The sequence below is a fragment of the Roseburia sp. OM03-7AC genome, from assembly GCF_003462625.1.
Lineage (GTDB): Bacteria > Bacillota > Clostridia > Lachnospirales > Lachnospiraceae > Roseburia_C > Roseburia_C amylophila.
This window is the reverse complement of sequence record NZ_QTZJ01000002.1, coordinates 1-22,802: the sequence shown is the minus strand read 5'-3', so window position 1 is coordinate 22,802 and position 22,802 is coordinate 1. Positions and strand designations below refer to the sequence as shown.

Below are 22,802 nucleotides of genomic sequence, written 5' to 3'. Positions count from 1 at the left end.
CTTATTTCCTACTTTCTCTTGTATGTGCAACATAATCTATAATTCTTTCATAATCATCAAAATAATCTATTTCTGCCCAGAACTTACCGTCCACATCCACGGTATAAATATCCTGTTCTTTCTGATCCGTAAAGGAATATAATACATTTTCCCACCAGGCACTATGCTGCTGGCTTCGAATCATTTCCTCCATACGTTTTTTAAATAACGGCAGAAAACTCTTTTCCACTTTTGCCATACCTACATATTCGCAGCTGCGCAATTCAATCGGAAGTCCCTTTCCATACTTTTCAATTCGGCCATTCCATGCCGTCTTAAAAAAATAATCTCCCTCCTGCACCCGGGAACGGTCGATTGCCATAACTGGACTTCTTTTATCTTTAAGCAGTGCAGTTAATATCTCTTCAGTAAAGAACACATCTGCATTCATGATAATCAGATCATCATCCATCTCTTCTCTTGCAAACCAAAGACTTGCAAGGCTGTTTGTAACATCAAAAAAAGGATTGTAGCAATATGTAATTTTTTCCATTCCTTCTAATGCTTCTTTTACCTTTTCTTCTTTATATCCGGTGCATACAATACACTGCATTCCAGCTTTCTGAAGCAATGCTACGGAACGCCGAATCAATGGTTCTCCATCTATCGGCAAAGTTGACTTTGGCACCATTTCAACATTTCTCGCTATTCTGGTTCCCCGTCCTGCAGCCAATAAAATAGCCTTCATAGTTCTCATTCTCCTTTGTATCTATTCACCCTTTGAGCATGCCCTGATTCTCTCCTGTGCTTTTGCATAATCTCCGCATTTCCGATAATATTCCAGTGCCTGTCCGATGTCTCCGAGGCACTCCCGGATTACGCCTGCATTGTAATATGCCAGATAAGAATTTGTTCCTGTCATCCGTGCGCTCTTATACTCCGTTGCCTTTAAGAACTCAGCTACTGCTTCTTCGTAACGTTCATTATTCATATAGATGAGTCCCATCAGAAACTTGAAATCCGCACAGTCTCCAAACTCTTCATAAATCCCCTGAAACTGCAATGCCGTTTCAACCCGCCCGGTATTCAAAAGTGCGTATCCATAGCTTTCCACCATGTCAATTACATATTCCAGTTTTGGATTCAAGTCATAGCCCAATGCTTTTTCAAAATACCGGATTGCTTCTTCATAATCCTCTGCCATATAATAGCTTTTTCCAATCTGATACATGAAATAAGTATCATCCGGATGATTCTCCAACTCTTTTAACAATAACTTCAGATTACGTTCTGCTTTTTTCCTCCGCTCCTCTTCGGTGCCTTCATAACCATCATGCAAGATAACAACCGGAGCAAGGTAAGTTTCATACTCTTCTTTATTTTTCGCTGTAACCTGTTCGTGGATACTGCCCGAATATTCATATTGCTGCCTGGAGAATATCCGGTTAATCCGTTCTATGTATTCTGTTTCCTGCTCTCCTACGGAAACGCGGTTAATTCTTTTGATTCGCCCTACCATAGAAGGATGCTGCTTTAACAATTTTTCCAGCTCGCCTGTATCTATTTCCTGTAAATATTCATCACTGTCTATCATCATAACAATGTCATTGGACGCCTGAGTCAATGCATAATTCCGTGCTGCGGAGAAATCATTGCACCAGCTGAAATAGCATACTTTATCTGCATATTTTTTTGCCATGACAACCGTATCATCCGTAGAACCGGTATCTACTACAATAATTTCAAAGCCATACCCCATCAGTTGTTTCAGGCACTTTTTCAATTTTTCTGATTCATTTTTCGTGATGATACATACAGAAATTTTTCTCATGTTATAAATCCTCAAGTATTACTTTCATCCGTTCTTCAAATCGAAAATCTTCTTTTACCCGCTGTAATCCTCTATCCGCAATTTCTTTCCGTTTTTCTTCATGCTGCAAATAGTAATTTACCAGATAATAAAGCTCTTCTATATCTCCATAAGTGATGATTTCTTCTCCCAGCCGGAAGTACTCTGCCAACTCTTCCTGGAAGTTTGAAATCACAAATCCGCCACTGGCAAGAATGTCAAGTACACGCAGCGGAATTCCTGTCCGGATTGTTTTCAGCGAAATATTAAGATTCACTTTAGAGCATTTAAATACTTTTGGCATCTGGGTATAATAATCGATATAATTCTTCTTTCTTATCTTTGGTATGGCTACATTCTGTTCTCCGGAATAGAGCGCTACATCAAAATGATTGGAAAGAAGCGTTAATATTTCCTGCCGCTCTCTTCGTGTAATCTCACTGGCCAGCAGAAATTCAATTTCACGATGATTTACCGTAATCTCTCCATTCCACTGCTTCTGATAAACTGCATTCATTCTCTCTATCAAATCATCCGTTATAAAATCCGGCAGGAAATAGCCGCCATATACTTTTTTCTGAGCCGCAATCACACCTTCCAAATATCCTCTGTCATACTCTTTCAAAGGTGCCATATACTGTGGATAGACAGTCTGATATAATTTTCCTACCAGTGAAATCTCTGCTCCATATTCCTTTTTATCGACTTCTGTAACTGCAACCGGATAAAATGTTTCCACATCTGCTGCCAGTGGCAAATAGCCGGCATTGATTCCCTGTCTTTGATATTCTTCTGCCTGTCCACGGTCAAAAAAATACACTTTTGTATAGGAATTCTTCAGTGCCTGTACATTGCGGATATGAATCGGAGAATCATAGACCCACGCACGATAAGGCAGTTTATGATTCTGGCATACATCAGAAATAACCGGATTAAAATTTATAGAAATCACTGCATCATACGCCTGCTGCGAAATCCTCTTTTCCAACTGCTCTGCAAACCGATCATCCGATTCCCAGTCATTCATCTGATAAAAGAAGGTATCATAAGCAATATTCAATCTGTGTAACGCACGTTCCATTCCTTTTCCCATAAAAGAATGCCATTGCCAGAATAATATTTTCATTGTTCTCTCCTGCTTTGTAACGAAAAACACTGATACCTTTCGATATCAGTAGTTTTTTAATTCATCTTAACTTTGGCTACTTCTTCCAGTTTTTCAAAGAATGGTATCATGTCCTTCTCAAAGACTTCTGCAAGCTTCTCATCATCTTTTTCCTGATATATTTTGCTGAAATTTACAAACAAAGCATTTGCTGCCTGCTTATCAATAAGCTGCTCGATTTCATTGAGATAGTCCATTGTTCCATTTAAGACCTGAATTTCCCAGTTCATACCTTTGATAATGCTCAAAAGATATTCATCGGTATCCGGCTGACGATTTCCATGTAATTCTTCCATTACATTTCTCATAGATTTTAATAATTTCGGGCTATACTCCGTCAATACTTTTAACGCTTCTTTTTCTTCTCTTCTATTATCTTCCATGATATTTTCACCCTGGCACATCCTGTGCCGCCTTTCTATAGAATGTATATCGGTTCATTCCTTCATTTTCACAAGAGTATTTTCACTTTTCACTGCATTTTCTTTCCTGGGCATCTATTTCATCAATAAATGCAAGAAGCTTTTTTGCGCTCTGCTCCCAGGTATAATTTTCCTTTGCTTTCCTATAAGCATTCTCTGCAATCATCTGCAGGTTATCTCTTCCTGCCCCTTTCAGATAATCCGCAAGCAGTTCCGGAATCTTATAAAGTTCATTCAACCGGTACATGAGAATATCTTTCCCATCTGTAAACTGCTCTTTCAGATAAGTGCTTTCATCGGTAAGCACCACGCTATGCTGTAACATGCTGTTTGCAATCCGCTCCGTAAATCCATCCTTATGCCAGGCCATCACATTAAAAGATATAAGGCTTTTTTCCATGACTTCAAGGCTTTCTCTCATATCCACCGCTTCATGAATACGAAGATATGGTGAATCCCCAAACGGGCTCTTCTTCCAACTGTCCCCAAATACTTCCAGTGTAATGCCTGCTTCTAAAATTACCTTTACTGCTTTTTCCCGGTAATAGGACATGATGCAATAAATCATTGGCTTGACACCATCTAATACTTCTAAAAATTCTTCATCCGATAGTACAATTCCATCTTTTCGTAAGGATTCTTCCAATGCTTTCTCCGCAGTCTCTTCCGGGTGCTGTTTCATCTGAAACAGAAAATGGGCTGCTATCTTTTTAATGATTCCCTGGCTATTTCTGATCAGTGGCAGATAACTCCGATAGTCCGTATAGGTGCCAATAAAGGATATCTGATATTCCTTTTTATCCTGCACCCCCCTCAAATTCCGCTCTGCTTCCTGTTTTCCATTCTCTCCTGCTGACTTCTCACAACCTCCCGGAAAGATAATGGAACTTCCTGCAATTCTCGGATAATACTTTTCTATAAATGCCGCATAATTTCTGTCATGGGTTGCACTATAGCAATGCTCCGGCATTCTGATATAATGATTCTTCATCCAGATTGGATGGTCAAACTGGAAATTTATTTTTGGTCCCTTTATCAAGTCATGTAAATAAATGCCTGCCTTCGGAAGATAAATATCAAAAAGATAACTCTGAAAGCCAATTACCGCCTGATATGTTTTTCCTGCATAAGCTGCCAGAGCAGCTTCGCCGCTCTGCTTCACATCAAAATATTCTACCTCTTCTCCAAGCCTCTGTAACGCTTCTCCCAGCTGCTCTGCAAATGTATTTAAAATGTTATAGCAGATTGGTTCTCCCTTATAGATTAAAATTGTCCCTTTTGCTTCTCTTATTCTATGCTCCATGTTATCTCCCGTCCGGATGCTGTACCTGCTTTTCCTGCCTTATCGTATAAGTTTCCACAAATTCACATAACCTTCGATAGTTTTCTTTTTCATCTACTGCAAGAATTTCCTCTGCTTTTCTGCGGCATGCTTCCTTCTTCTTCTCCATGAATCCTTTATCTTCACAATATTGATGTACCAGATTTACCATCGACTCAATAGAATCACAGGTGAATACCTTGCCCACATTTACCTGCACATCGCAGTTGTCCAGTGTCACTACCGGAATTTCCTGTAAAATTGCATACATGGCTCCGGTACCGCCGCCCTGTCTTGGCGGGTTCAAAAACAAATCTCCTATGGTCATGGTTTTCTGTAATTCTTCGGTATATCCAAGGAAATAAAAACGCTCCCGATATGCTTCTGCTATCCTTTTTTCCAGTGCCTCGCAATTTCCAATAACCGCCAGTACTGCTTTTGGATTTTCCTCTAGCATCGTATAAATCGTCTTAAGGAAATCCTCTGTTACTTCCTGCACCAGCCGGTTTCCCACCAGTAAAATTACGAACTTGTCTTCTGGGATGCCATAATTTTCTTTCTTCTCTTTTTCCACAACCACTGTATTTCCCACAATGGAATGTTTTACTTCCACAAACTGCTGGTACGGTTTCAGCCAGCTCTGATATCGTCTTTCTTCCGCCATGGTATAATCCGAAGCCAGTACGATAATCGGTGCATTGGTTACCGGAATTGTCTTAACACACCTTCTGGTCAATACGGTGGTAAACTGCCGGCATAAATCTGCCAATATTGTTTTATCACCGATTTCAAGCACCCACTCAGGTGCTTCCTGCCATATCATTTCCGCCGCATCATAAAGCTGTTCCGGATAATTTTCCTGTGTAAAAAGCAGATTATAACCCTTCAGTTCCTCTCCTTCTATCTCGCCCTGAAATGCTCCGGCTGTATTCATAAAATTATTCCACAGACACTGCTTATACCACAACGGTGCTGTATTCTGATTTGGCATATAGGCGACATATAATACCACTTCGTAACCCAGTTCCTTTAAATAACGGTTCATCTGCAATGTTATTTCCGTCGGTGCATGCTGTCTTCCGATAAACTGTTTTGTTATCAGAACAATTTTTTTATTCCGTTTTTCCCACGGCAGATAGGAAAATTCCTTTTTATTCCGCTGTCTGATTTCATCCATCAATGCAGTATAAGCGTCACTGTTTCTCTTATATTCTGCCTCGTCATCCTTTATCATTTCACTGGCAAAAATTGTCCGCTGCAACTGATTCATTAATTCCACTTTCTGCCATAAATTCAAAGAGTCATCTGCCGTTAATTCTCCCATATAAGGAATGATTTTTTCATCCCGAAGAACCGCCAGCAGGGATGACCAGATGTAAATCTGCAATGTTATTGGAAACTTTGCCAATGACTGTTCTATTACGCGCAGCATATTCTGCTGCATCGCTGCATCAAATTTCTGGTAGCTTTCCTTTAACTCCCGCAGCGTTCCTTCTTCATATTCCCCTGTTGCATCCAGCTGCCCCAGTCCTCTTTGTAAAATCATAAAAAACTGTTCCATATATTTTCTTTTCGTCCTGCGACGATTTCTCCTTATTCTAACCTTGTTTCTTTCTTTCGATTTCGTTACAATAGTTATAGTTATTATACTCTATATCCAAGGAAGAGGAAAGTTTATCATGAAAATACTATTCTACCGTTATGGAAGCATTTGCGAACCGGATATTATCGAAGCCATGAAGCATTTAGGGCATGAAGTATTCTGTATTAATCTTGAAATTACCGATAAAAATATTCCCACACAGACAGTCATCAAGCATGTTTCTGATACACTGTTATCATCTTCCTTCGACTGCATTTTCTCGATAAACTTTTATCCTGTTTTATCGGAAATCTGTAATATCATGAAGCTTCCTTATATCTGCTGGACGGTAGACAGTCCTGTCATGGAATTATATTCGGATTCCTATTCGAATGAGTGGAACCGTATTTTTCTCTTTGATTCCATGCAATATCAGGACTTTGCGCCATATAACCCGGCTCATACCTTTTTCCTGCCGCTGGCAACCAATGTAAACCGTTGGAATTCCGTTCTTACTGATGTCAATCCCGATTCCTACAAAAGTGATATTTCCTTTGTAGGCTCGCTTTATACAGAGAAATGTCCTTATGATTCCATCAAGAATCCTTCCCCTTATCTCGAAGGTTATCTGAATGGAATTATGGATGCACAGGAACAGATTTACGGTGCGTTTCTTTTAAATGAATTGCTGCCGGATTCTATTGTCAAAGAATTTATTGACTGTATGCCGGATTATTATATTCCGCCGGAAAAAGCCAGACGGGTTGACCGGGATATCATTGCACAGCAGTACCTTGGCATGAAGGTAACTGCCAATGAGCGGAAGCACCTATTGTCCCTTCTTGGCTCCCATTTTTCAGTAGACTTATACACCGGAAGTGATGCAGACGCTCTTCCTGTCCACAATCGTGGACGGGTTAAGACTTTAACAGAAATGCCTCAGGTCTTTGCCCACAGCAAAATTAATCTGAACATGACCTGCAAATCCATCCGGAATGGTATTCCCCTTCGTGTCTTTGATGTTCTTGGATGCGGTGGCTTCTTACTGACAAATTATCAGAATGATTTAAGTGAATGTTTTACCATTGGAGAAGATTTAGACATCTATACCAGTCCTGATGACCTTCTGTCTAAATGCGAATACTATCTTTCCCATGAAAAAGAACGGATAGAAATTGCCGAAAACGGCTATCAGAAAGTATTAAATCATTATACTTATGAGAAACAACTTCAGAAAATGTTATCCTCTGCGCTCTCTCTTTAATGAAAGGAACTCTATGAAAATATTATTTCTTGATTCACCGGCTTTTGCCAAAAAAGATATGTTAGAAGCATTTCATAACTGCAACATTGAAACCGATTTATTTATGCACGAGGATTATAATGTCCGCAAAAGTGCTGCCTATGATGCGGCTTTTGATGCTACTGTAGAAAATACTTCCTACGACTTTGTATTTTCCTTTAACTATTATCCGATTCTGGCCACCTGTGCCCATCGGCATAATCTCCGTTATGTTTCCTATGTTTATGACAGTCCGCTGGTGGCTTTGTATTCCTTTACGATTACTTATCCCACCAATTATATTTTTCTTTTCGATTATCCGATTTACGAAGAGTTAAAGCAGGGGGGCATTGACCGGGTATTCTATCTGCCGCTTGCTGCAAATGCAAAAAGACTTTCCACCATGCAGGCAGCAGATTCTATCCTTGATATAATCTCTTCCGAGATTTCTTTTGTCGGTTCTCTTTATAACGAAGACCACCTGCTTTATGACCGCTTATATCAGAAGCTTCCTGCCTTTACGAAGGGATACCTCGATGCAATTATTGCCGCCCAGCAGCAGGTATATGGTGAATTCCTAATTCCCGGTTTATTAAATGATACCATCTTAAGTGATATGCAAAAATCCGTTCCATATGCGCCAAATGAAGACGGCATCGAAACACCGCGCTATATTTATGCCAACTATTTCCTTGCCAGGAAACTGGCAGAATTAGACCGCACTGCAATCCTAAAAAAGCTTTCCGCAGTGCATCAGGTGAAGCTTTATACCAACAATCCTACTCCGCAGCTTCCCAAAGTAGAAAATATGGGAGCCATTGACTATTATGAAATTATGCCTCTGGTTTTCCAACATTCAAAGATTAATCTTAACATTACATTGCGCAGTATCCAAAAGGGCATTCCTCTGCGGGCATTCGATATTATGGGAAGCGGTGGTTTCCTGCTGACCAATTATCAGGAAGATTTTCTGAATTACTTTGTTCCGGGAGAAGATTTCATTTATTATTCTTCCTATGAGGAAGCAGAAACTTATGCCGACTATTATCTTTCCCACGAAAAAGAACGTCAGCAGATTGCTGCCAACGCCCTTGGTAAAATTTTAGATGCCCACACCTTTGAGCACCGGATTCAAACCATGTTATCTGTTATAGACGGTCAATAAATTTTTCATGTAAATCTGCTATGAGTCGATCTACCGCAGATTCATAGCCTTTGTACCAGGCTTTTGCACGATTGCATAAGTCTGGTATTGTTAAATCTGCAGATAATACATCATCCCCAATGGAAAATTCTATTTCACTGTTATAATATAGTAACAAATCCTGCACCGGCTCTTTCTGGATTTCTTCATTAAGATTTCCAAATTCTGTCAGCAGCTTCTTCTGCTCCTCTATATTTCCATCTTTGGATGCCTGTTCTAACTGCTCTGCAACTTCCCTTGCTTTCTTAATATTTTCCTTTACTTCTTCCAGACGCTTCGGCTCTTCCTTTATCTCATGGATAATATCCTGCCGTTCTTCTTCTGAAAATGCCAGTGGTACTTCCTGCAATAATTTTTCGAAATCAATTTCTTTCGTGCAGGAATCAATGACTTCTTTTAATGTCATCACTTTTGCGCCTTCTATTTTTGCACCGCCCTCTGTTGCATTGATTACCGTAATATCCTCCGGCAATTTTAAAATTTCATTTTCAATCCATTTCCGGTACATATCCATCTGATAGTCTGTATCCAGCATGGTTCCATCATTGCCCTTTACCTGCACAATGACACGTTTCTTCTGATGCTGCTCATTCTCTTTTTCATCCATTTTCAGACCGCTGTTATAGCTCTGTCCTCCGGTAAAAGCAAGGTCCTGGCCGATAAATACAATTTTCTTAAAACCCAGTGCCTTTACCAGCGAAAATGCGCTGGTAGAAATAGAACCTCCGGTTAAAATATCATCCAAGACATAGCCTTTTCTTTCTATTACAGCCTTTGCAAACATATTACACGGAAATTCATCATAGAAATGTTTGCCGGTATGTCTCTTTACGATTTCTTCTCTGGATATTGCCTCAAATACAAACGGAAATGTGCTGATATCAATTCCTTCAAAAAAGCGGTCTGCAACTCTTGCGTCTACCGTCATTCCCAAATCTGGTGTAATTCCGGCATTTACTACTGCCCGGAGTGCTGCATCCACCACAAGAATCAATGCTTTTCCTTTCGCCCGCTTCAGTTCCTGCACATTTTTATTTAAGGATGGTCCTGCCGCCACAATAATTGCCGGTACATCGCTCAAGTCCTCCTCCGCAAGACATTCTTTCAGATAATGGGTATCTGTCTGCCAGAGATAATCATACATATTACTGAGAGCATGTGCCGCAAACTCATCCCGGAAATTATAGATGGTATTCCGATATGTTTTCGTCTTATTCATGAAATATATCATAGTCTCTAACATATGTTTACATTCCTTCGGATAAATGGAATCATAATTCGGAAGAATACCAAGACGCAGCATCCGGATATTGTTGAAGCTGATACCGGATTCTAAATAATCCTGCAGCATGTTCTCTGACTCTACTATCAAATACACATTTTTCTTCTTTAAAAGTTCAGTATAATCAAAGGTCTCTAATGTTTTTTGGAAAATAGCAACGGATGGTTCATATACAATAAGTGTCATGGTCTCATCCAGCGTCTGCGCCAATGCTTCTATACTTCTTCCGTCTCCAAATCCCAAAAGAAAGAACACACTGTAGGAGCCTTCTTTTTCAAACTGGCTGACATACTGCATGGATGCTTCCTTTGGATTATATTTACTATTTAACCGGTATTCCAATCCGCCCTTTGTCACAATCGGATAAAGCATTTCATCTTCCGCTGCTTCATAGCGTATCTCTACTGATTGCTCCGGCTGTGCCGTTTCCAGATATTCATGAAGTCTTACATGGTGTTCCCGGATTGCCTGCATATTCTTTTCGTATATCGTCATATTATATCTCCCATCCCATATATCTGCCATATTCATAGTTCAGGCAATCTGCCAGTTCCATGATCTGATGATTCTGATATGCATGAATCAAATGTTCCAATATAGTAACTGCCTGTTCCTGTATTGCTACGTCGGTTTCACCTTTTTCTGTATAATATGTAATTTGTTCTAACAGGCTATCCTTTATCTCCTGAATATGTGCACCAATCCATGGATAAGTTTCCTCCTGCTGGTTCTGATACAACTTCCGGATTACTGCTTTCATTTCCTCTTGTAATTGACTATACTTTCCTGCTTCCACTTTATAGTACCTCGTCTTATCTCTTTTCTTCTATTCTACATGATACTAATCTTTTCGTCACTAAGAAAATAATTATCACTACCCGTGTAACAAAGAATGTGCCTTAGCACATTCTCGCACCTGCGACATCTAGCTTATACGCACCGTGCGCATCCTCGCGGAGCGCTTTTTTACTTTACAGGAAATCAATTTCCTGTAAAGTAAAAAATAAAGCCGACCCTTTCGGGTCAGCTTTACTTTTATGGTTGAGTACTTATGATTACTGAAGTAAGGATAATACACCCTGAGTAGACTGATTAGCCTGTGCTAACATAGACTGACCTGCCTGACCAAGGATGTTATTCTTGCTGTATGTAACCATTTCAGAAGCCATATCTGTATCACGGATACGGGATTCTGCTGACTGAGTATTCTCAGATGTGGTATCCAGGTTGGCAATTGTATGCTCCAGACGGTTCTGGATAGCACCCATTGCTGAACGCTGTTTAGAAACAACTTCGATTGCATCCTGAACTGATTTCATGTAAGAACCAGCTTTTGTAAATGTACTTACACTTAAAGTTTTCTTAAGACCAATCTTTGTTGCACACATATTAGCAATTGAGAAGTCGATAGACTGTCCGGAAAGGGCACCTACCTGTAATTTCATCTGATTTGTTGCTCCAGAGAAAGTACCATCTAACAGGTTCATTGTGTTGAACTGTGTGGTAGACTGGATACGGTTGATTTCAGATGTTAACTGATCCAATTCAGCACGGATAGCGCTTCTATCTACAGAAGTGTTAGTTCCGTTAGCTGCCTGTGTAGCAAGTTCGTTCATACGCTGTAAGATAGAATGTGTTTCATTTAATGCACCCTCAGCGGTCTGTACTAAAGATACACCATCCTGTGCGTTTGAAGAAGCTTTGTTAAGACCACGGATCTGGCTTCTCATTTTCTCAGAAATGGAAAGTCCTGCTGCGTCATCTGCTGCACGGTTGATTTTGTAACCGGAAGATAATTTCTCAGTTGATTTTGCCTGTGCACTTGTTGTGATACCTAACTGTCTGTTTGTGTTTGCTGCCTGTAAATTGTGCTGTACTACCATAATTAATTCCTCCTTGAATTTAACGTCGCTTCCTTGCGACTACTTGTTTTTTGTTGCAGATATCTTATCGGTCGTACGCTCCTCAAATCCATCTGCTAAGTAACAATATCTTGTTTACTTGTTATATATATCGGACGGTCGTCTCGATACTTTATAGTAAATGGAAAATTTTTTTAAATTTTTCCAGTCTACTTCTTATCATCCAGAAATGTGGAACCCGGAGTTCCCATTTTCATCATATTTCTGTAATAGGAATTCACCGCCTGTCTGGATTTCTTTACTTCCTTAATCTGTTTCTTCACGGAAGTAAATTTCTGCTGCATCAATACCTGATTGCGTTTTTCCTGGCTCTGGATTGCAGTGCTCTTGTCCATGATTGCGGTAATATCCCGCTTCATCTGAGCAATGTCTTCCGAATATGCCCCACGGTTCTCTGTCAAATCAGCTCGGACCCGGTCATAAATCTGACTGAATCCGTCATCTAACTTTGATAACTGCTCTACCAGATCTGCCTTACGGTTCAGATTTTCTTCCAGTTCATCCGGATCTAAATCCGGATTTTCCAGCATATCTTTCTGCAATACATTTAATGCCATAATTGTATCCAGCAGTTCTATTTTTTTCGTAAGGCTCTGTTTTAAGATTTCAATATAGCTGTTATTTGCTGTGTGCAAGCTTCATTACCTCTTTCCAAGTATCACGCATGGTGCGAAGGTGTACCAGTACTTCCTCTAAAATTTCTTTATCTTTTTTCATGTTTGCCTCAACCAGACGTTCCTGTAAGTACTTATACACATTTTCAAAGTCCTTTGCAACCGGATACTTATGATTTAAGGTTGCCTGAAACTCTTCTATGATATTTTCTACTTTTACAATATTTGTATGGGCTTTCTGGATATTATTCTCCTCAATTCCCATGATTGCAATATTACAGAATTTGATGGCACCTTCATAAAGCATCAGTGTCAATTCTGCCGGAGAAGCAGTCATAATCTTACTGTTCTGATATGCTGCATATCCATTGTTCATTGTCATCGTGTTACCTCCATGTATTTTCACATTATCACCGGTCTATACCTGTGACTGACATTTATCGGCACTTATGAACCTAAGAGACCTGACAGTGAGGATGTAGACTGCTGTAATTTTGCCAGTGCAGTTTCCATCGCCGCAAATTTCTTATAATAAGAATCTTCCATCGAAGTAATCTTATCTTCCCACTTCTTAATGGTGGTAGTGTAATTGCTATACTCTTTTGCCATCTGCTTATCATTATAAACAGTCATTGCACTGCTCAGAGAATTAGAGCGCATCTTGGTATCAATCTCATTGTATACACCGGTAACAAGCTGCTGCATGAATGCCGTAACTGTATCCGGGTCTTCCTGTAACATCTGTTTTAACTTATTGGTCTTAGAAGAAACCGCTGAATCATCTGCATCACCATCAATATGATAAGCATTTTCCTCATTCTCATCTGCATTGAGATATCCCAGGGTTGAAATACCAAAGCTGGAAAGGCTGTAACTCTTGCCATTCACAGTATATCCCTTATACATGGCACTGGTCATGGAATTTAAAAGATTACCCAGACTGTCATCCCGGCGAAGCAATGCACTCTTTACCTTCTTCTCCCATTCCTCGACTTCAGAATCTGTCATGGCATCTTTTTCTTCCGTTGTCAACGGCTCATATCCTTTGGCAGAATCTGCATTGTAAAGAGAAGTCATCTCATTAATCAGGGAATTATATTCTTTTAAGAAATCTTTTATTTTCTTGTATACACCGTCTACGTCATTCTTTACCGTCACATTAATCTCACTGCCCTCTGTTGAAGCCAGCGCCTCAATCTTCAGTCCGTTAATGCTGAAGGAGTTAGAGGATGACGTATATTTTGCATTATTTACATAAATCTCTGCATCCTGACCATCTACGCGGGTTGCATCCGTATTGTACTGTGTCTTGTCAGCTGCATTGGCAAGCTGTTTTACCGCATAGGAAATACGTGCCTCTAGCGTCGCCTGATCTTCCCCGTTATCTAACAGGGCATATTTTTCAAGAACAGCCTTATTGTCACTGATAATCTGATTCTGGGCAGTAATACTGTCCTGCTCTTTCGTAATCTTATCATTGTATGCATTGGTAAGTTCTTCTATGGATGCATATTCTGAATCTGCTGTCCCCTTATAAGCATGCTGTACACTGGTGATAAAATCATTCATATCCGCTTTTTCATCAGCTGTCAGGGTGTCATCAGCTGCCTGGGCGTCATACTTGTCTACTGCAGCCTTTGCTGCCGCAAATTCTGCAATGGTAACCTGTTTTACATCTTCGCCGGCATTTTCATCCTTCTTCTTAACAAGACCTGCCTTGGCTGCAAGGGCATTCAGGCGGTCTGTACCGGTTGCTTTTTTATCATCTGCGACTGTATCATCTGCTACAATCAGCTTTCCTTCTGAATCTCTTTTAAAGTTTCCATCATCATCCAATTCATATGTTTTGGATAAATCAGCTTTGGACATGGATGCCAGTTCATCCAAATCACGGATTTCTCCTGCATTATCAAGTCCCTTATATGCATTCATCATGGTCTCATAGGAAGATGCATAATTTACCTTTGTTGTATAACCGGAAATCTTAGAGCGCGACTGTGTAATGCTGTTATTGGCTGCTGAGATTGCATCCTTGGAATTCTGCAGATCCGCAAGAATCTGCGCTATATCCTGTCCATCATACGCTGCCCATGACTTATAATTCTCTGTATTGCTCTTGGAAGCTACCCTCAAGCCCAGTGCCTTTAATGCTGTGCTTCCATTGTCATCTACTCCTGACAGGCTGAAATCATTGGCTGCTCCCGTACCGGATGCTGCCACATAAATTCTCTGATTTATCGAATCATAAGATGCCTTTACTCCTGCTTTGTTTAATTTTGATACAAAATCACTGATTGTTGTATCTGCCGTCACTTCGATTGTGCTGGTCTTTCCGGCAGATGTCACTTCAATCTTTCCACCGGTAAAGCTGTCATCACCCAATAACTCGCTGAGCTTGGTTGCTCCGGTTGTAGAGGCTGCTAACTGGCCGCCGGTAAGATAACCGGACTTTGCCACCTGATTAATCTTTAAGCTGTAGCTTCCGTTTACAGCAGTACCCTCTGCACTGACACTTGCCTTAGTAGTATCTGACACCGACGCCATCTTGGTCTTATACGCAGAACTGTACTTTAAGCTTGTCATGTTACTGTAAAGACTCTTTACCTTTTTATTTAATGTCTTCCATGCATCCTGCTTCCAGGAAAGCTTGGTCTGTGCTTTTACATATGTATTTTTCTTTACATTATATGCAGATACGAGCTGTGTAACAATCGACTCGGTATCCATTCCTGACGCTAATCCTGATACTCGAATTGCCATCTTAAGTACCTCCTATCTCTTCTCGTCTACCATCAGCCCTGCCATCTCCCAGAGCTTCTGTATCATGTCAAGTGTCTTCTCCGGCGGATATTCTTTAATCACTTTCTTGCTCTCTTTGTCCACAATCTTAATAGTGACACGATTGGTTCCTTCGTGGATACCAAAGATTGCTTCTGTATGAGCCTGGCTGCGATTGATGCTCTCCACCGCCTTCTTAACCTGTTCCGAGGAAGAGGCAGTTGCTTTTTCTTCTTCTGTTGGATTCTGACCCTGTGCTGCTGCATTTTCTAATACGCTGGCATTTTCCTGCTGTATTTCATCTGCACTTGTCTGTAATCCTTCTGTTGTTACTGCGGAACTTTCTCTTATTGTTCCCTGAACCGGAGAACTTCCCTGATACACCGATCCACTGTTTCTGATTGATTCAATTGACATTGCTTACACCTCCATGTGCTTCTTGTCATTTCCGTTTACCATTGTTCTAACTCTTATATCGGTAGAACCCGTAAATTTATTTAGCGGTTACAGTAAATTTTTCAAAGCTTCTAACCCATCAGCTTTAAGAGAAGCTTCATTTTCCTTCTGAATCTGTAAATATACTTCTTTCCGGTATACCGGCACATTCTTCGGTGCGCAGATGCCGATTTTAATCTGGTCTCCTCTGATTTCCAGTACTGTTATCTCAATATTGTTATTGACAACAAGGGATTCTCCCTTTTTTCTTGTTAATGCCAGCATCTTATTCACCTGCCTTCTTCTTTGCTTCTTCTAAAATTTCATAAATTCTGTATCTTACCGGCAGGTCATCCTCTACGATTATCTGACTCGCTTTTCTTGTGTCTGTATTAATTACAATCGGTGCTTTTAAGTTCACTGCAAGTTCTTTGATATTCTGTGGCACGGTAACTGTTACCAGTACATAAAGGTTATCCTCTTTTATGGTTCCAAGGTTCTTTAACAATTCATCTTCCACACTTGGATTATATGTTTCACAAACGAACAGCGGATCCATTACCGGAAATGCTATCTCTGGCTCGTCCATGGACTGTAACCAGGAAATGGATGGTCTGCCCTCTTTTTCTTCATCGAAGATTAAGGTAAACTTCTTCATATCCGGAAATCCAATGATTCCGTCCTCAAATGTTATGATTTTGCTTTCGTCAATTTCTATTTCCCCAAACAATCTTGTTGCTGCTTTCATGCCAGTTTCTCCTTTCTTACAGATAATCCAGTAAAGTCTGTCTTTCTAATTTAGCGGCCGCCTGTAAAGATGCCTGATATGCAGTATAGGAAGAAGTATAGTCAATGATAATATCTGACAAATCCTTATCCTCATTGTCTGATTTTAGTGCCTCTACCGTCTGCTGCTGATTAGACATGCGGTTCTTTGTAATATCAAGCTGCTGTCCCTTGCTTCCCACATCCGTGATTGCAAGGTTTACATCTGACATATAGCCTTCGAATTTTGTCAGTCCCCTGTTAAACACTGTCTGCAGCTGATGATCTGCATAATCTGCCTGTTTCTGGGCAGCAGCCAGACAGCTTTCCAAATATTCCTGGTCGTCCTTTGAGGAATACTGGCTTAAGCCTTTCATTTCCTTAATGTTGTCCACTACACTATGTGCGTCAATTGCTGACTGCACAATGGAAGTAAGATTATCTAAATCTCTTGCGATATCAGAATTGAACACTGTGCTTGCCTGTGTATTTACCACCAGCGTCTGATTCGATGCAATGGTATATTCAATATCCTGCCGGACTCTCTTTCCATTTTCAAAATTAGTATATTGGATTGGATTAGCTGCATCTGTATTATTGGTACAGTCAAAATAATTCTCCGGTCGTAATTCTCCTTTGGAAAATCCGGTCTTATCATAATTTACAGAAACCGTTGCTCCGAATGATTTCAGATTTGATGCCAGCGTTTTTCCCATCAGAAATTCACCGGTGTCTTTATTAAATACAATGTCATTATCTGCTATTGCATAAGAAGACGCTTCTAAATCACTGGTGGTAACAGTGGTAACATTCAGCTCTTTCGTGGTCATCTGTCCGGTTGCTGTGTCTGTATAACTGTAACTGATTTTTCCACCAGTAATATCGGTAATATTGTCATAGGAAAGGCGCAATCTGTGCAGTGTAGTATTCTCCGGTGTACCCGGTGCTGTCTTTGCAGCTACGTCTGCAGCTGTCGGCGTCTTAACATTTCCATAGGAATAATTATATTCTTCTATTTTATCTGCGGATAAATACTCGCTGATATTATATGTCTCTTTGCTGTCTGCCTGAAATGTCAAGGTTGAATTCGTCTTATAACCGGTAAATACTGTTCTTCCTGCATAATCTGCATCACCTTCAGAATAAATCTGGTCACTTAAGGACTGTAACTGCTTTAAAATAGTCTTACGGTTTTCTTCCGTCAGTGTTCCATTGGCTCCTGCATCACACTGGGTGTGAATGGTAGTCAGCAGCTTTTTCATGTTAGTAAGAGAGGTTTCGGTAACATCTAACCACGCCTCTGCATCCGGAATATTTTTTTTATAATACTGATTAATCTGGCTTAAACTGCTGCGCAGCCGAAGTGCACGGATAGCAATAACCGGGTCATCAGATGGCCTGCTGATTTTCTTCTGTGATGTCATCTGATTATTCAATGTATTCACATTGGTCTTATTTCCATTGATATTTATTTTGGTATTGCTCATGATCATGTTATTGGTTACTCTCATTCTAACAAACCTCCTTATACTCCGGTCTCTAAGATTAATCTGTCATACATCTCTGCCATAACAGAAACCATCTTGGATGCCAGATTGTATGCATTCTGGAATTTTACTAAGTCCAGTGCTTCTTCATCTTCATCTACACCGGATACAGACTGTCTCTGCATATCGATAGTCGACTCTATATTGGAATAATTCTTGCTGAAAAGCTCCGCTTCTTCTGTATCTACAGAAATATCCGAAAGCAGACACTGTAAGAAAGCATCTGCCCCCGTTCCACGGTAAAGCTTGGTGTCACTCTCTAATTTCTTCAAGCTATCCAGCAATGTATATTTATCCACACCATCGGTGTACTCTGACCTGGTTACTGCTGCAAATCTTCCCGGGTCTGTTATGGACTCTGAATTTACAGCAAAGTTTAATGCTGTCAGCTGATAATAGGTATTGGAACCGGAGGATATCTGTGTATCTGTAAAATCATATTCTCCGCCTAAAGCTCTCTTTCCTACAAAGAAGCTTCCCATTTCTTTTCCATTTAAATCTACTGCAGGATCATTTGCATCTCCCCGCTCAATATCATTAAATGCTTTGGTAAAGCTCCTTAAGAACTGGTTCATCTGGGACATATAGTACGGGATTCCCATGGCATCCACACTCTTTCCAATGCTGACACTTTCTCCTAAGAACTTGCTTCTCTGGGATGCATTTAACTCCTGCTTTAATGTAAAAGTATAACTTCCATCTGCATTCATGGTAAAATCGGAATAAAGATAATCATTGTTTAATACTGTTATGATTCCCTGTTCTGCAATGGATAATTTCTCTACATCCGTCATAGATGGATTCTTTACGGTAATCTGTGTTACAGTTCTTCCATCTACCACAGTATTCCGGATACTTCCGGCTTCTGTTCCTATTTTACCGGTAAAGTTTTCTGCATTATTTCCATCCCGCATTTCAAACAAAGCTCTTAAGCTTCCACCCATGGATGCACTGGCTGCATTGAATTTTACTCCGGTATCTGACCAGGTCAGGTCGTACAATCCATCAATATCAGTCTGGTTAATCTTCTGCTCTCTCGCTTCATAAGAGAGGGTACGGTAATCGTATCCGTCCACCATGGTCTGTCCATTAATTTTCACGGTGTATTTATTAATTCCAAGATCCATATCCGGATAGTTACTGTTGGTAATCGGCACTTCTGATATTTCAACCGGAACAATTGCGGAAAGTTCATCCACCAAAAGTGCTCTCTTATCTCTCAGCTCATTGGCATGTCCACCATTGATTTCCACCTGATTAATCTGCTTATTAATCAATGCAATTTTCTCTGCAATGGAGTTTACATTATCTACAGTAGACTTAATCTCATTGTTTAAGGTTCCCTGTAATTCCTGAAGGTTCGTAGCAACTCCGTTAAAATAGGTAGCAAGACTCTGGGCACTTCCGATAAACTGCTTTCTTACATTTTCATCAAAGTTCGTATGCTGTGTGGTATCCAGATTATTAAACATGGTTTTTAACAATGTGGAAAAACCCTTTTCCGTATCATCATCTGTAAAATATGTCTGAATCTGTTCCATATAGTAAAGACGTTTCTGATACAATCCAAGGTTTCCATTATTATTCCAGTATTTCGTGTCATAATAACTGTCCCGGAGCTGTGTGACAGAAACCGCATTTACTCCGGTTCCGGTGGTTCCGTATTTTGCATTGACACGCATTCCTTCACCGGCTTCTTTATTCGTTACCTGTTTACTGTAACCCTTGGTCTGTACATTGGATACGTTATTGGCAGCAGTATTTACAGATGCCTGAAATGCATTTAATGCAGATGCTGCTATATTTAATCCAAAAAATTGTGACGGCATATTCCCACCTCTTCTATATTAATTACAATCCGTTAATTAATGTCTCTATCATGTCACTTACCACATTCATAAAACGGCTGGCTGCATTGTAAGCATTCTGGAACTGAATCATACTGGTCAGTTCCTCGTCAGAAGAAACTCCGATTACCTGCTGACGCTTATTATCAACGGTATTTACCGTGTTATTCAGTGTCTCTGACATGGTATTGTAAACAGAACCTGCTGTTCCTGTTTCACCAATCATCTGTGCATAATATTCCATAAAGGTACATTTACTGGTAGCATTCGGATTCAAAGAAATCTCACTCTTCTTCCACATCTCTGTAAATGCGGTACCAAGCTGCTGCGCTACCTGTTTATTATTACTATCCTGTGTCAGATGCGGGATGTAAGATGGCTGGCTGATAATTTCATCATTTACCTTAAGGCTGGACAAGGTATACATTTTAGAAATATCTGTTGCACTTTCCTCATTGTATACATAGTATGTCCTGGTATTTCCAGCCGCATCCGTTACATTCACCTCTGTATAGCGATCCGTTCCTACCCTGGAAAATAGCTCCTGTGGTGGAAGCTTTCCATCACTTCCTACTGCGCAGTTATCTGTATCTAAAACTTTCATCCCCTGTGTAATGGTAAACGCATTTCCATCTGCTGTTGTTCCGGTTAAATCTGTGCCAGCATATTCTACATTCGGACAGAAGATATCATTGATTGCTGTAACCAGTTTATGTACCAGCTGGTCTAATTCTGCTTCTGTAGAAAGCATTACAGACATTCCTGCACCATCATTATATTCCTGACGGGATTTTCCTTCTATATCACGGTAATCTGCCACATAATTTCCACGCTGCATTACCAGTGCCTTCAATTCTCCGATATCAGTGTTATAAGCAGACGAAATATCTACATTAAAGTTAAATACATCGGCTGTCTGTCCACGATTCGTATCTGACATCTGCGGCCAGTATGGTGTAATATAACCGGTCTCATCATCTACGCTTTTTCCCATCTCATATACCTGGGCACGATTTACGAAATCAACACCTTCTATTGAAACAAATACAGTTCCATCGTATTTCTCATCATAGTCGATATGAACCAGACCTGCCAGTTCGTCCAGTGCGTTATCCCGCTGGTCCCTTAATTCCATTGCAGTCTCGACTCCACCAGCCTCGATTTTTACAATGTTCTCATTTAAATCATAGATTTTCTTTCCCAGTTCATTGATCCGGTCAATGTCCTTGGAAATTTTTGTATTTAAATTATTCTGATAGTTCTGTAAACTTGTGTAAACGGCTTTCGCCCGGCTGATAAACAGACTCGATTTCTGCATTACAAGGTTCTGGTTTACCGAATCAGACGGATCTTTGGAGAACTCTTCAAATGCAGTATATAAAGACGAGATACTATCCTGGAATGCTTCTCCCTCCAACTCCTGAAAATAAGTATAAATTTCATTGGTTGCAGAGTAGCATGCGGAATAAAAAGACTGTCTTCCAGTCTCTGTCCGATATGATTTATCTAAAAATATATCTCTTGAATGAATGACATCTGCAATACTTACACCAAGTCCGGACTGCTGATTACTGATTGCTGCATTTTTATCAAATGTATTGTAATGGCGGTCCGCCTGAATGACCTGCTGGCGCACATATCCGGTTGTGTCAACATTCGCAAGGTTATTTGCTGTCGTATTCAAGGCATTCTGGCTTGTCCGAAGTCCAGAAGAACCAATATATAAACTTCCCATTCCATTTGCCATGGTACTTTTCCTCCTGCCTACTGTTTCGTGTCAAAAGCGCTGCTTCCTAACAAATCTCCGGTATTGTATGCAGATTTGTTATAATTTGCCGTTTCCGGTGCCTGTCGCAGGCTCTTAAACAAGGTCAGGTCAAACTCCACCATCTCTAAGGACTGTTTTATCAGTGCCTGATTCTGTGTGTTTAGCTGTGCCATTTCCTTTAACGTCCTGTGAAGTTTATCCCGAAGTGAAATAAGGCGGCTTTGTTCTTTTGGCTGTGATTCCAGTATCTGTATCATGGTCTCAATGGTAAAATCATCCTTTGATTTACCCAGTACATCTGCCATATCCTGTAAGATAGTTCTGCGGCGCACTTCATATCCATGAAGCACATCTGTCATTTCCTGCTCCATTGCAGTAATTTCTTCCAATCTCTTTACATTTCCGGCAACCAGTACATCTGTCTTCTCTTTTGAAAGAACAATCAACTCCTGATATTGTTTATCTTCCTGCAGAAGTACATCTGCCAAATCCTCCATCAAACTAGCCACGGCTTATCCTCACTTCTTACTTCTTCATTTCGTTATATTTTGCCAGTAACATACTTGCAAAATCTCCGGAATCCACATCATATTTTCCTGACTGGACACTTGTTTTCAGTTCTGCTACTTTATCTTCCCTGATATCCGAAGCTTCTGCGACTGCCTGTTTTGCGATCTGGTAATCTCTTCCCAACTGGGAAATCTGCACTTCATCCCTGCCTGTGCTTACACCATATGGTTGCTGTACTTTACCAGTCTTACTTGTTTTATATATGGATGCGATCTGGTTATAAGCTTCTATACGCATAACGGCATCTCCTTTCTTCCTTGAAATGATTCGCATTTCTGCTGTCTAATCTATTTATCGGACGTTTCTTTGGAAAACTTAGTGCAATTTTAAGAAAATATTTTTTCCTCCTGTTACCAGTCTGTAGTGCCTGCCTGCAGCAGCTTCTTGCGTAAAATAGCCCCGGCATCACTGTGATATGTACCCAGAATCCTGGACACATATTTATGAACTAGGCTGAACACATGGATGCT

Annotated in this window: 22 protein-coding genes; 2 read left to right on the top strand and 20 right to left on the bottom strand. The window is 40.3% G+C overall.

All coding sequences use genetic code 11. The features are described from left to right. Position 1: 1 nt before the first annotated feature. From DXB39_RS06490 to DXB39_RS06465, 6 genes are all read right to left on the bottom strand, one after another. Complete coding sequence (locus DXB39_RS06490) at positions 2-727, bottom strand: phosphocholine cytidylyltransferase family protein (RefSeq protein ID WP_117841480.1); 726 nt, start codon at positions 725-727, stop codon at positions 2-4. A gap of 21 nt (positions 728-748) precedes the next feature. Beyond that, the gene (locus tag DXB39_RS06485) at positions 749-1,810 is read right to left on the bottom strand and encodes a glycosyltransferase (protein WP_117841481.1); all 1,062 of its coding nucleotides are present in this window, start codon (positions 1,808-1,810) and stop codon (positions 749-751) included. A gap of 1 nt (position 1,811) precedes the next feature. After that, complete coding sequence (locus tag DXB39_RS06480) at positions 1,812-2,954, bottom strand: CgeB family protein (protein ID WP_117841482.1); 1,143 nt, start codon at positions 2,952-2,954, stop codon at positions 1,812-1,814. Positions 2,955-3,010: 56 nt separating this feature from the next. Further along, complete coding sequence (locus DXB39_RS06475; RefSeq protein WP_117841512.1) at positions 3,011-3,376, bottom strand: molecular chaperone; 366 nt, start codon at positions 3,374-3,376, stop codon at positions 3,011-3,013. An 82-nt stretch (positions 3,377-3,458) separates the two neighbouring features. Further along, entirely contained in the window at positions 3,459-4,718 is a 1,260-nt protein-coding gene (locus tag DXB39_RS06470) for a glycosyltransferase family protein (RefSeq protein WP_117841483.1), read from the bottom strand. Between the two features lies 1 nt (position 4,719). After that, positions 4,720-6,282, bottom strand: a complete 1,563-nt coding sequence (locus DXB39_RS06465; protein ID WP_158565970.1) for a glycosyltransferase — start codon at positions 6,280-6,282, stop codon at positions 4,720-4,722. A 133-nt stretch (positions 6,283-6,415) separates the two neighbouring features. Here DXB39_RS06465 and DXB39_RS06460 point away from each other — a divergent pair, with 133 nt between their 5' ends. Both DXB39_RS06460 and DXB39_RS06455 read left to right on the top strand, forming a co-directional pair. Further along, positions 6,416-7,582: a CgeB family protein gene (locus DXB39_RS06460; RefSeq protein WP_117841485.1), complete on the top strand. Its 1,167-nt coding sequence runs from the start codon at positions 6,416-6,418 to the stop codon at positions 7,580-7,582. A 13-nt stretch (positions 7,583-7,595) separates the two neighbouring features. Beyond that, positions 7,596-8,765 carry a CgeB family protein gene (locus tag DXB39_RS06455; RefSeq protein WP_117841486.1) on the top strand — a complete coding sequence of 390 codons (1,170 nt, stop codon included), beginning with the start codon at positions 7,596-7,598 and terminating at the stop codon, positions 8,763-8,765. Here the strand turns inward: DXB39_RS06455 and DXB39_RS06450 are convergent. The 14 genes from DXB39_RS06450 to flgM form a co-directional block, all read right to left on the bottom strand. Next, entirely contained in the window at positions 8,749-10,581 is a 1,833-nt protein-coding gene (locus DXB39_RS06450; RefSeq protein ID WP_158551970.1) for a motility associated factor glycosyltransferase family protein, read from the bottom strand. The genes DXB39_RS06455 and DXB39_RS06450 overlap by 17 nt on opposite strands. 1 nt (position 10,582) lies before the next feature. Next, positions 10,583-10,882, bottom strand: a complete 300-nt coding sequence (locus tag DXB39_RS06445; protein WP_022242370.1) for a hypothetical protein — start codon at positions 10,880-10,882, stop codon at positions 10,583-10,585. Between the two features lie 259 nt (positions 10,883-11,141). After that, entirely contained in the window at positions 11,142-11,969 is an 828-nt protein-coding gene (locus tag DXB39_RS06440) for a flagellin N-terminal helical domain-containing protein (RefSeq protein ID WP_117841487.1), read from the bottom strand. Between the two features lie 188 nt (positions 11,970-12,157). Continuing rightward, positions 12,158-12,643, bottom strand: a complete 486-nt coding sequence (gene flgN, locus DXB39_RS06435; RefSeq protein ID WP_022242368.1) for a flagellar export chaperone FlgN — start codon at positions 12,641-12,643, stop codon at positions 12,158-12,160. Continuing rightward, positions 12,627-13,004, bottom strand: coding sequence for a flagellar export chaperone FliS (gene fliS, locus DXB39_RS06430; protein ID WP_022242367.1), 378 nt, complete (start codon positions 13,002-13,004; stop codon positions 12,627-12,629). The genes flgN and fliS overlap by 17 nt, the downstream gene beginning before the upstream one ends. A gap of 65 nt (positions 13,005-13,069) precedes the next feature. Next, positions 13,070-15,382 carry a flagellar filament capping protein FliD gene (gene fliD / locus DXB39_RS06425; RefSeq protein ID WP_117841488.1) on the bottom strand — a complete coding sequence of 771 codons (2,313 nt, stop codon included), beginning with the start codon at positions 15,380-15,382 and terminating at the stop codon, positions 13,070-13,072. A gap of 12 nt (positions 15,383-15,394) precedes the next feature. Then, positions 15,395-15,817, bottom strand: a complete 423-nt coding sequence (locus DXB39_RS06420; RefSeq protein ID WP_117841489.1) for a flagellar protein FlaG — start codon at positions 15,815-15,817, stop codon at positions 15,395-15,397. An 87-nt stretch (positions 15,818-15,904) separates the two neighbouring features. After that, the gene (gene csrA / locus DXB39_RS06415) at positions 15,905-16,120 is read right to left on the bottom strand and encodes a carbon storage regulator CsrA (RefSeq protein WP_117841490.1); all 216 of its coding nucleotides are present in this window, start codon (positions 16,118-16,120) and stop codon (positions 15,905-15,907) included. 1 nt (position 16,121) lies between these two features. Continuing rightward, positions 16,122-16,583, bottom strand: a complete 462-nt coding sequence (gene fliW, locus DXB39_RS06410; protein ID WP_117841491.1) for a flagellar assembly protein FliW — start codon at positions 16,581-16,583, stop codon at positions 16,122-16,124. Between the two features lie 16 nt (positions 16,584-16,599). Continuing rightward, entirely contained in the window at positions 16,600-18,111 is a 1,512-nt protein-coding gene (locus DXB39_RS06405) for a flagellin N-terminal helical domain-containing protein (RefSeq protein WP_117841492.1), read from the bottom strand. Between the two features lie 14 nt (positions 18,112-18,125). Next, entirely contained in the window at positions 18,126-19,976 is a 1,851-nt protein-coding gene (gene flgK, locus DXB39_RS06400; protein WP_117841493.1) for a flagellar hook-associated protein FlgK, read from the bottom strand. Positions 19,977-19,998: 22 nt separating this feature from the next. After that, positions 19,999-21,741: a flagellar hook-associated protein FlgK gene (gene flgK / locus DXB39_RS06395; RefSeq protein WP_117841494.1), complete on the bottom strand. Its 1,743-nt coding sequence runs from the start codon at positions 21,739-21,741 to the stop codon at positions 19,999-20,001. Positions 21,742-21,758: 17 nt separating this feature from the next. Continuing rightward, positions 21,759-22,271: a flagellar protein FlgN gene (locus tag DXB39_RS06390; RefSeq protein WP_022242359.1), complete on the bottom strand. Its 513-nt coding sequence runs from the start codon at positions 22,269-22,271 to the stop codon at positions 21,759-21,761. A gap of 16 nt (positions 22,272-22,287) precedes the next feature. After that, positions 22,288-22,569 (bottom strand): flagellar biosynthesis anti-sigma factor FlgM, encoded by a 282-nt coding sequence (gene flgM, locus DXB39_RS06385; RefSeq protein ID WP_117841495.1) that lies wholly within the window; start codon positions 22,567-22,569, stop codon positions 22,288-22,290. Positions 22,570-22,802 lie beyond the last annotated feature (233 nt).

Coding starts and splice junctions, on each gene's coding strand:
- DXB39_RS06490 (WP_117841480.1), bottom strand. CDS start 727: ATGAAGGCTATTTTATTGGCTGCAGGACGGGGAACCAGAATAGCGAGA.
- DXB39_RS06485 (WP_117841481.1), bottom strand. CDS start 1,810: ATGAGAAAAATTTCTGTATGTATCATCACGAAAAATGAATCAGAAAAA.
- DXB39_RS06480 (WP_117841482.1), bottom strand. CDS start 2,954: ATGAAAATATTATTCTGGCAATGGCATTCTTTTATGGGAAAAGGAATG.
- DXB39_RS06475 (WP_117841512.1), bottom strand. CDS start 3,376: ATGGAAGATAATAGAAGAGAAGAAAAAGAAGCGTTAAAAGTATTGACG.
- DXB39_RS06470 (WP_117841483.1), bottom strand. CDS start 4,718: ATGGAGCATAGAATAAGAGAAGCAAAAGGGACAATTTTAATCTATAAG.
- DXB39_RS06465 (WP_158565970.1), bottom strand. CDS start 6,282: ATGATTTTACAAAGAGGACTGGGGCAGCTGGATGCAACAGGGGAATAT.
- DXB39_RS06460 (WP_117841485.1), top strand. CDS start 6,416: ATGAAAATACTATTCTACCGTTATGGAAGCATTTGCGAACCGGATATT.
- DXB39_RS06455 (WP_117841486.1), top strand. CDS start 7,596: ATGAAAATATTATTTCTTGATTCACCGGCTTTTGCCAAAAAAGATATG.
- DXB39_RS06450 (WP_158551970.1), bottom strand. CDS start 10,581: ATGACGATATACGAAAAGAATATGCAGGCAATCCGGGAACACCATGTA.
- DXB39_RS06440 (WP_117841487.1), bottom strand. CDS start 11,969: ATGGTAGTACAGCACAATTTACAGGCAGCAAACACAAACAGACAGTTA.
- fliS (WP_022242367.1), bottom strand. CDS start 13,004: ATGACAATGAACAATGGATATGCAGCATATCAGAACAGTAAGATTATG.
- fliD (WP_117841488.1), bottom strand. CDS start 15,382: ATGGCAATTCGAGTATCAGGATTAGCGTCAGGAATGGATACCGAGTCG.
- DXB39_RS06420 (WP_117841489.1), bottom strand. CDS start 15,817: ATGTCAATTGAATCAATCAGAAACAGTGGATCGGTGTATCAGGGAAGT.
- csrA (WP_117841490.1), bottom strand. CDS start 16,120: ATGCTGGCATTAACAAGAAAAAAGGGAGAATCCCTTGTTGTCAATAAC.
- fliW (WP_117841491.1), bottom strand. CDS start 16,583: ATGAAAGCAGCAACAAGATTGTTTGGGGAAATAGAAATTGACGAAAGC.
- DXB39_RS06405 (WP_117841492.1), bottom strand. CDS start 18,111: ATGAGAGTAACCAATAACATGATCATGAGCAATACCAAAATAAATATC.
- flgK (WP_117841493.1), bottom strand. CDS start 19,976: ATGCCGTCACAATTTTTTGGATTAAATATAGCAGCATCTGCATTAAAT.
- flgK (WP_117841494.1), bottom strand. CDS start 21,741: ATGGCAAATGGAATGGGAAGTTTATATATTGGTTCTTCTGGACTTCGG.
- flgM (WP_117841495.1), bottom strand. CDS start 22,569: ATGCGTATAGAAGCTTATAACCAGATCGCATCCATATATAAAACAAGT.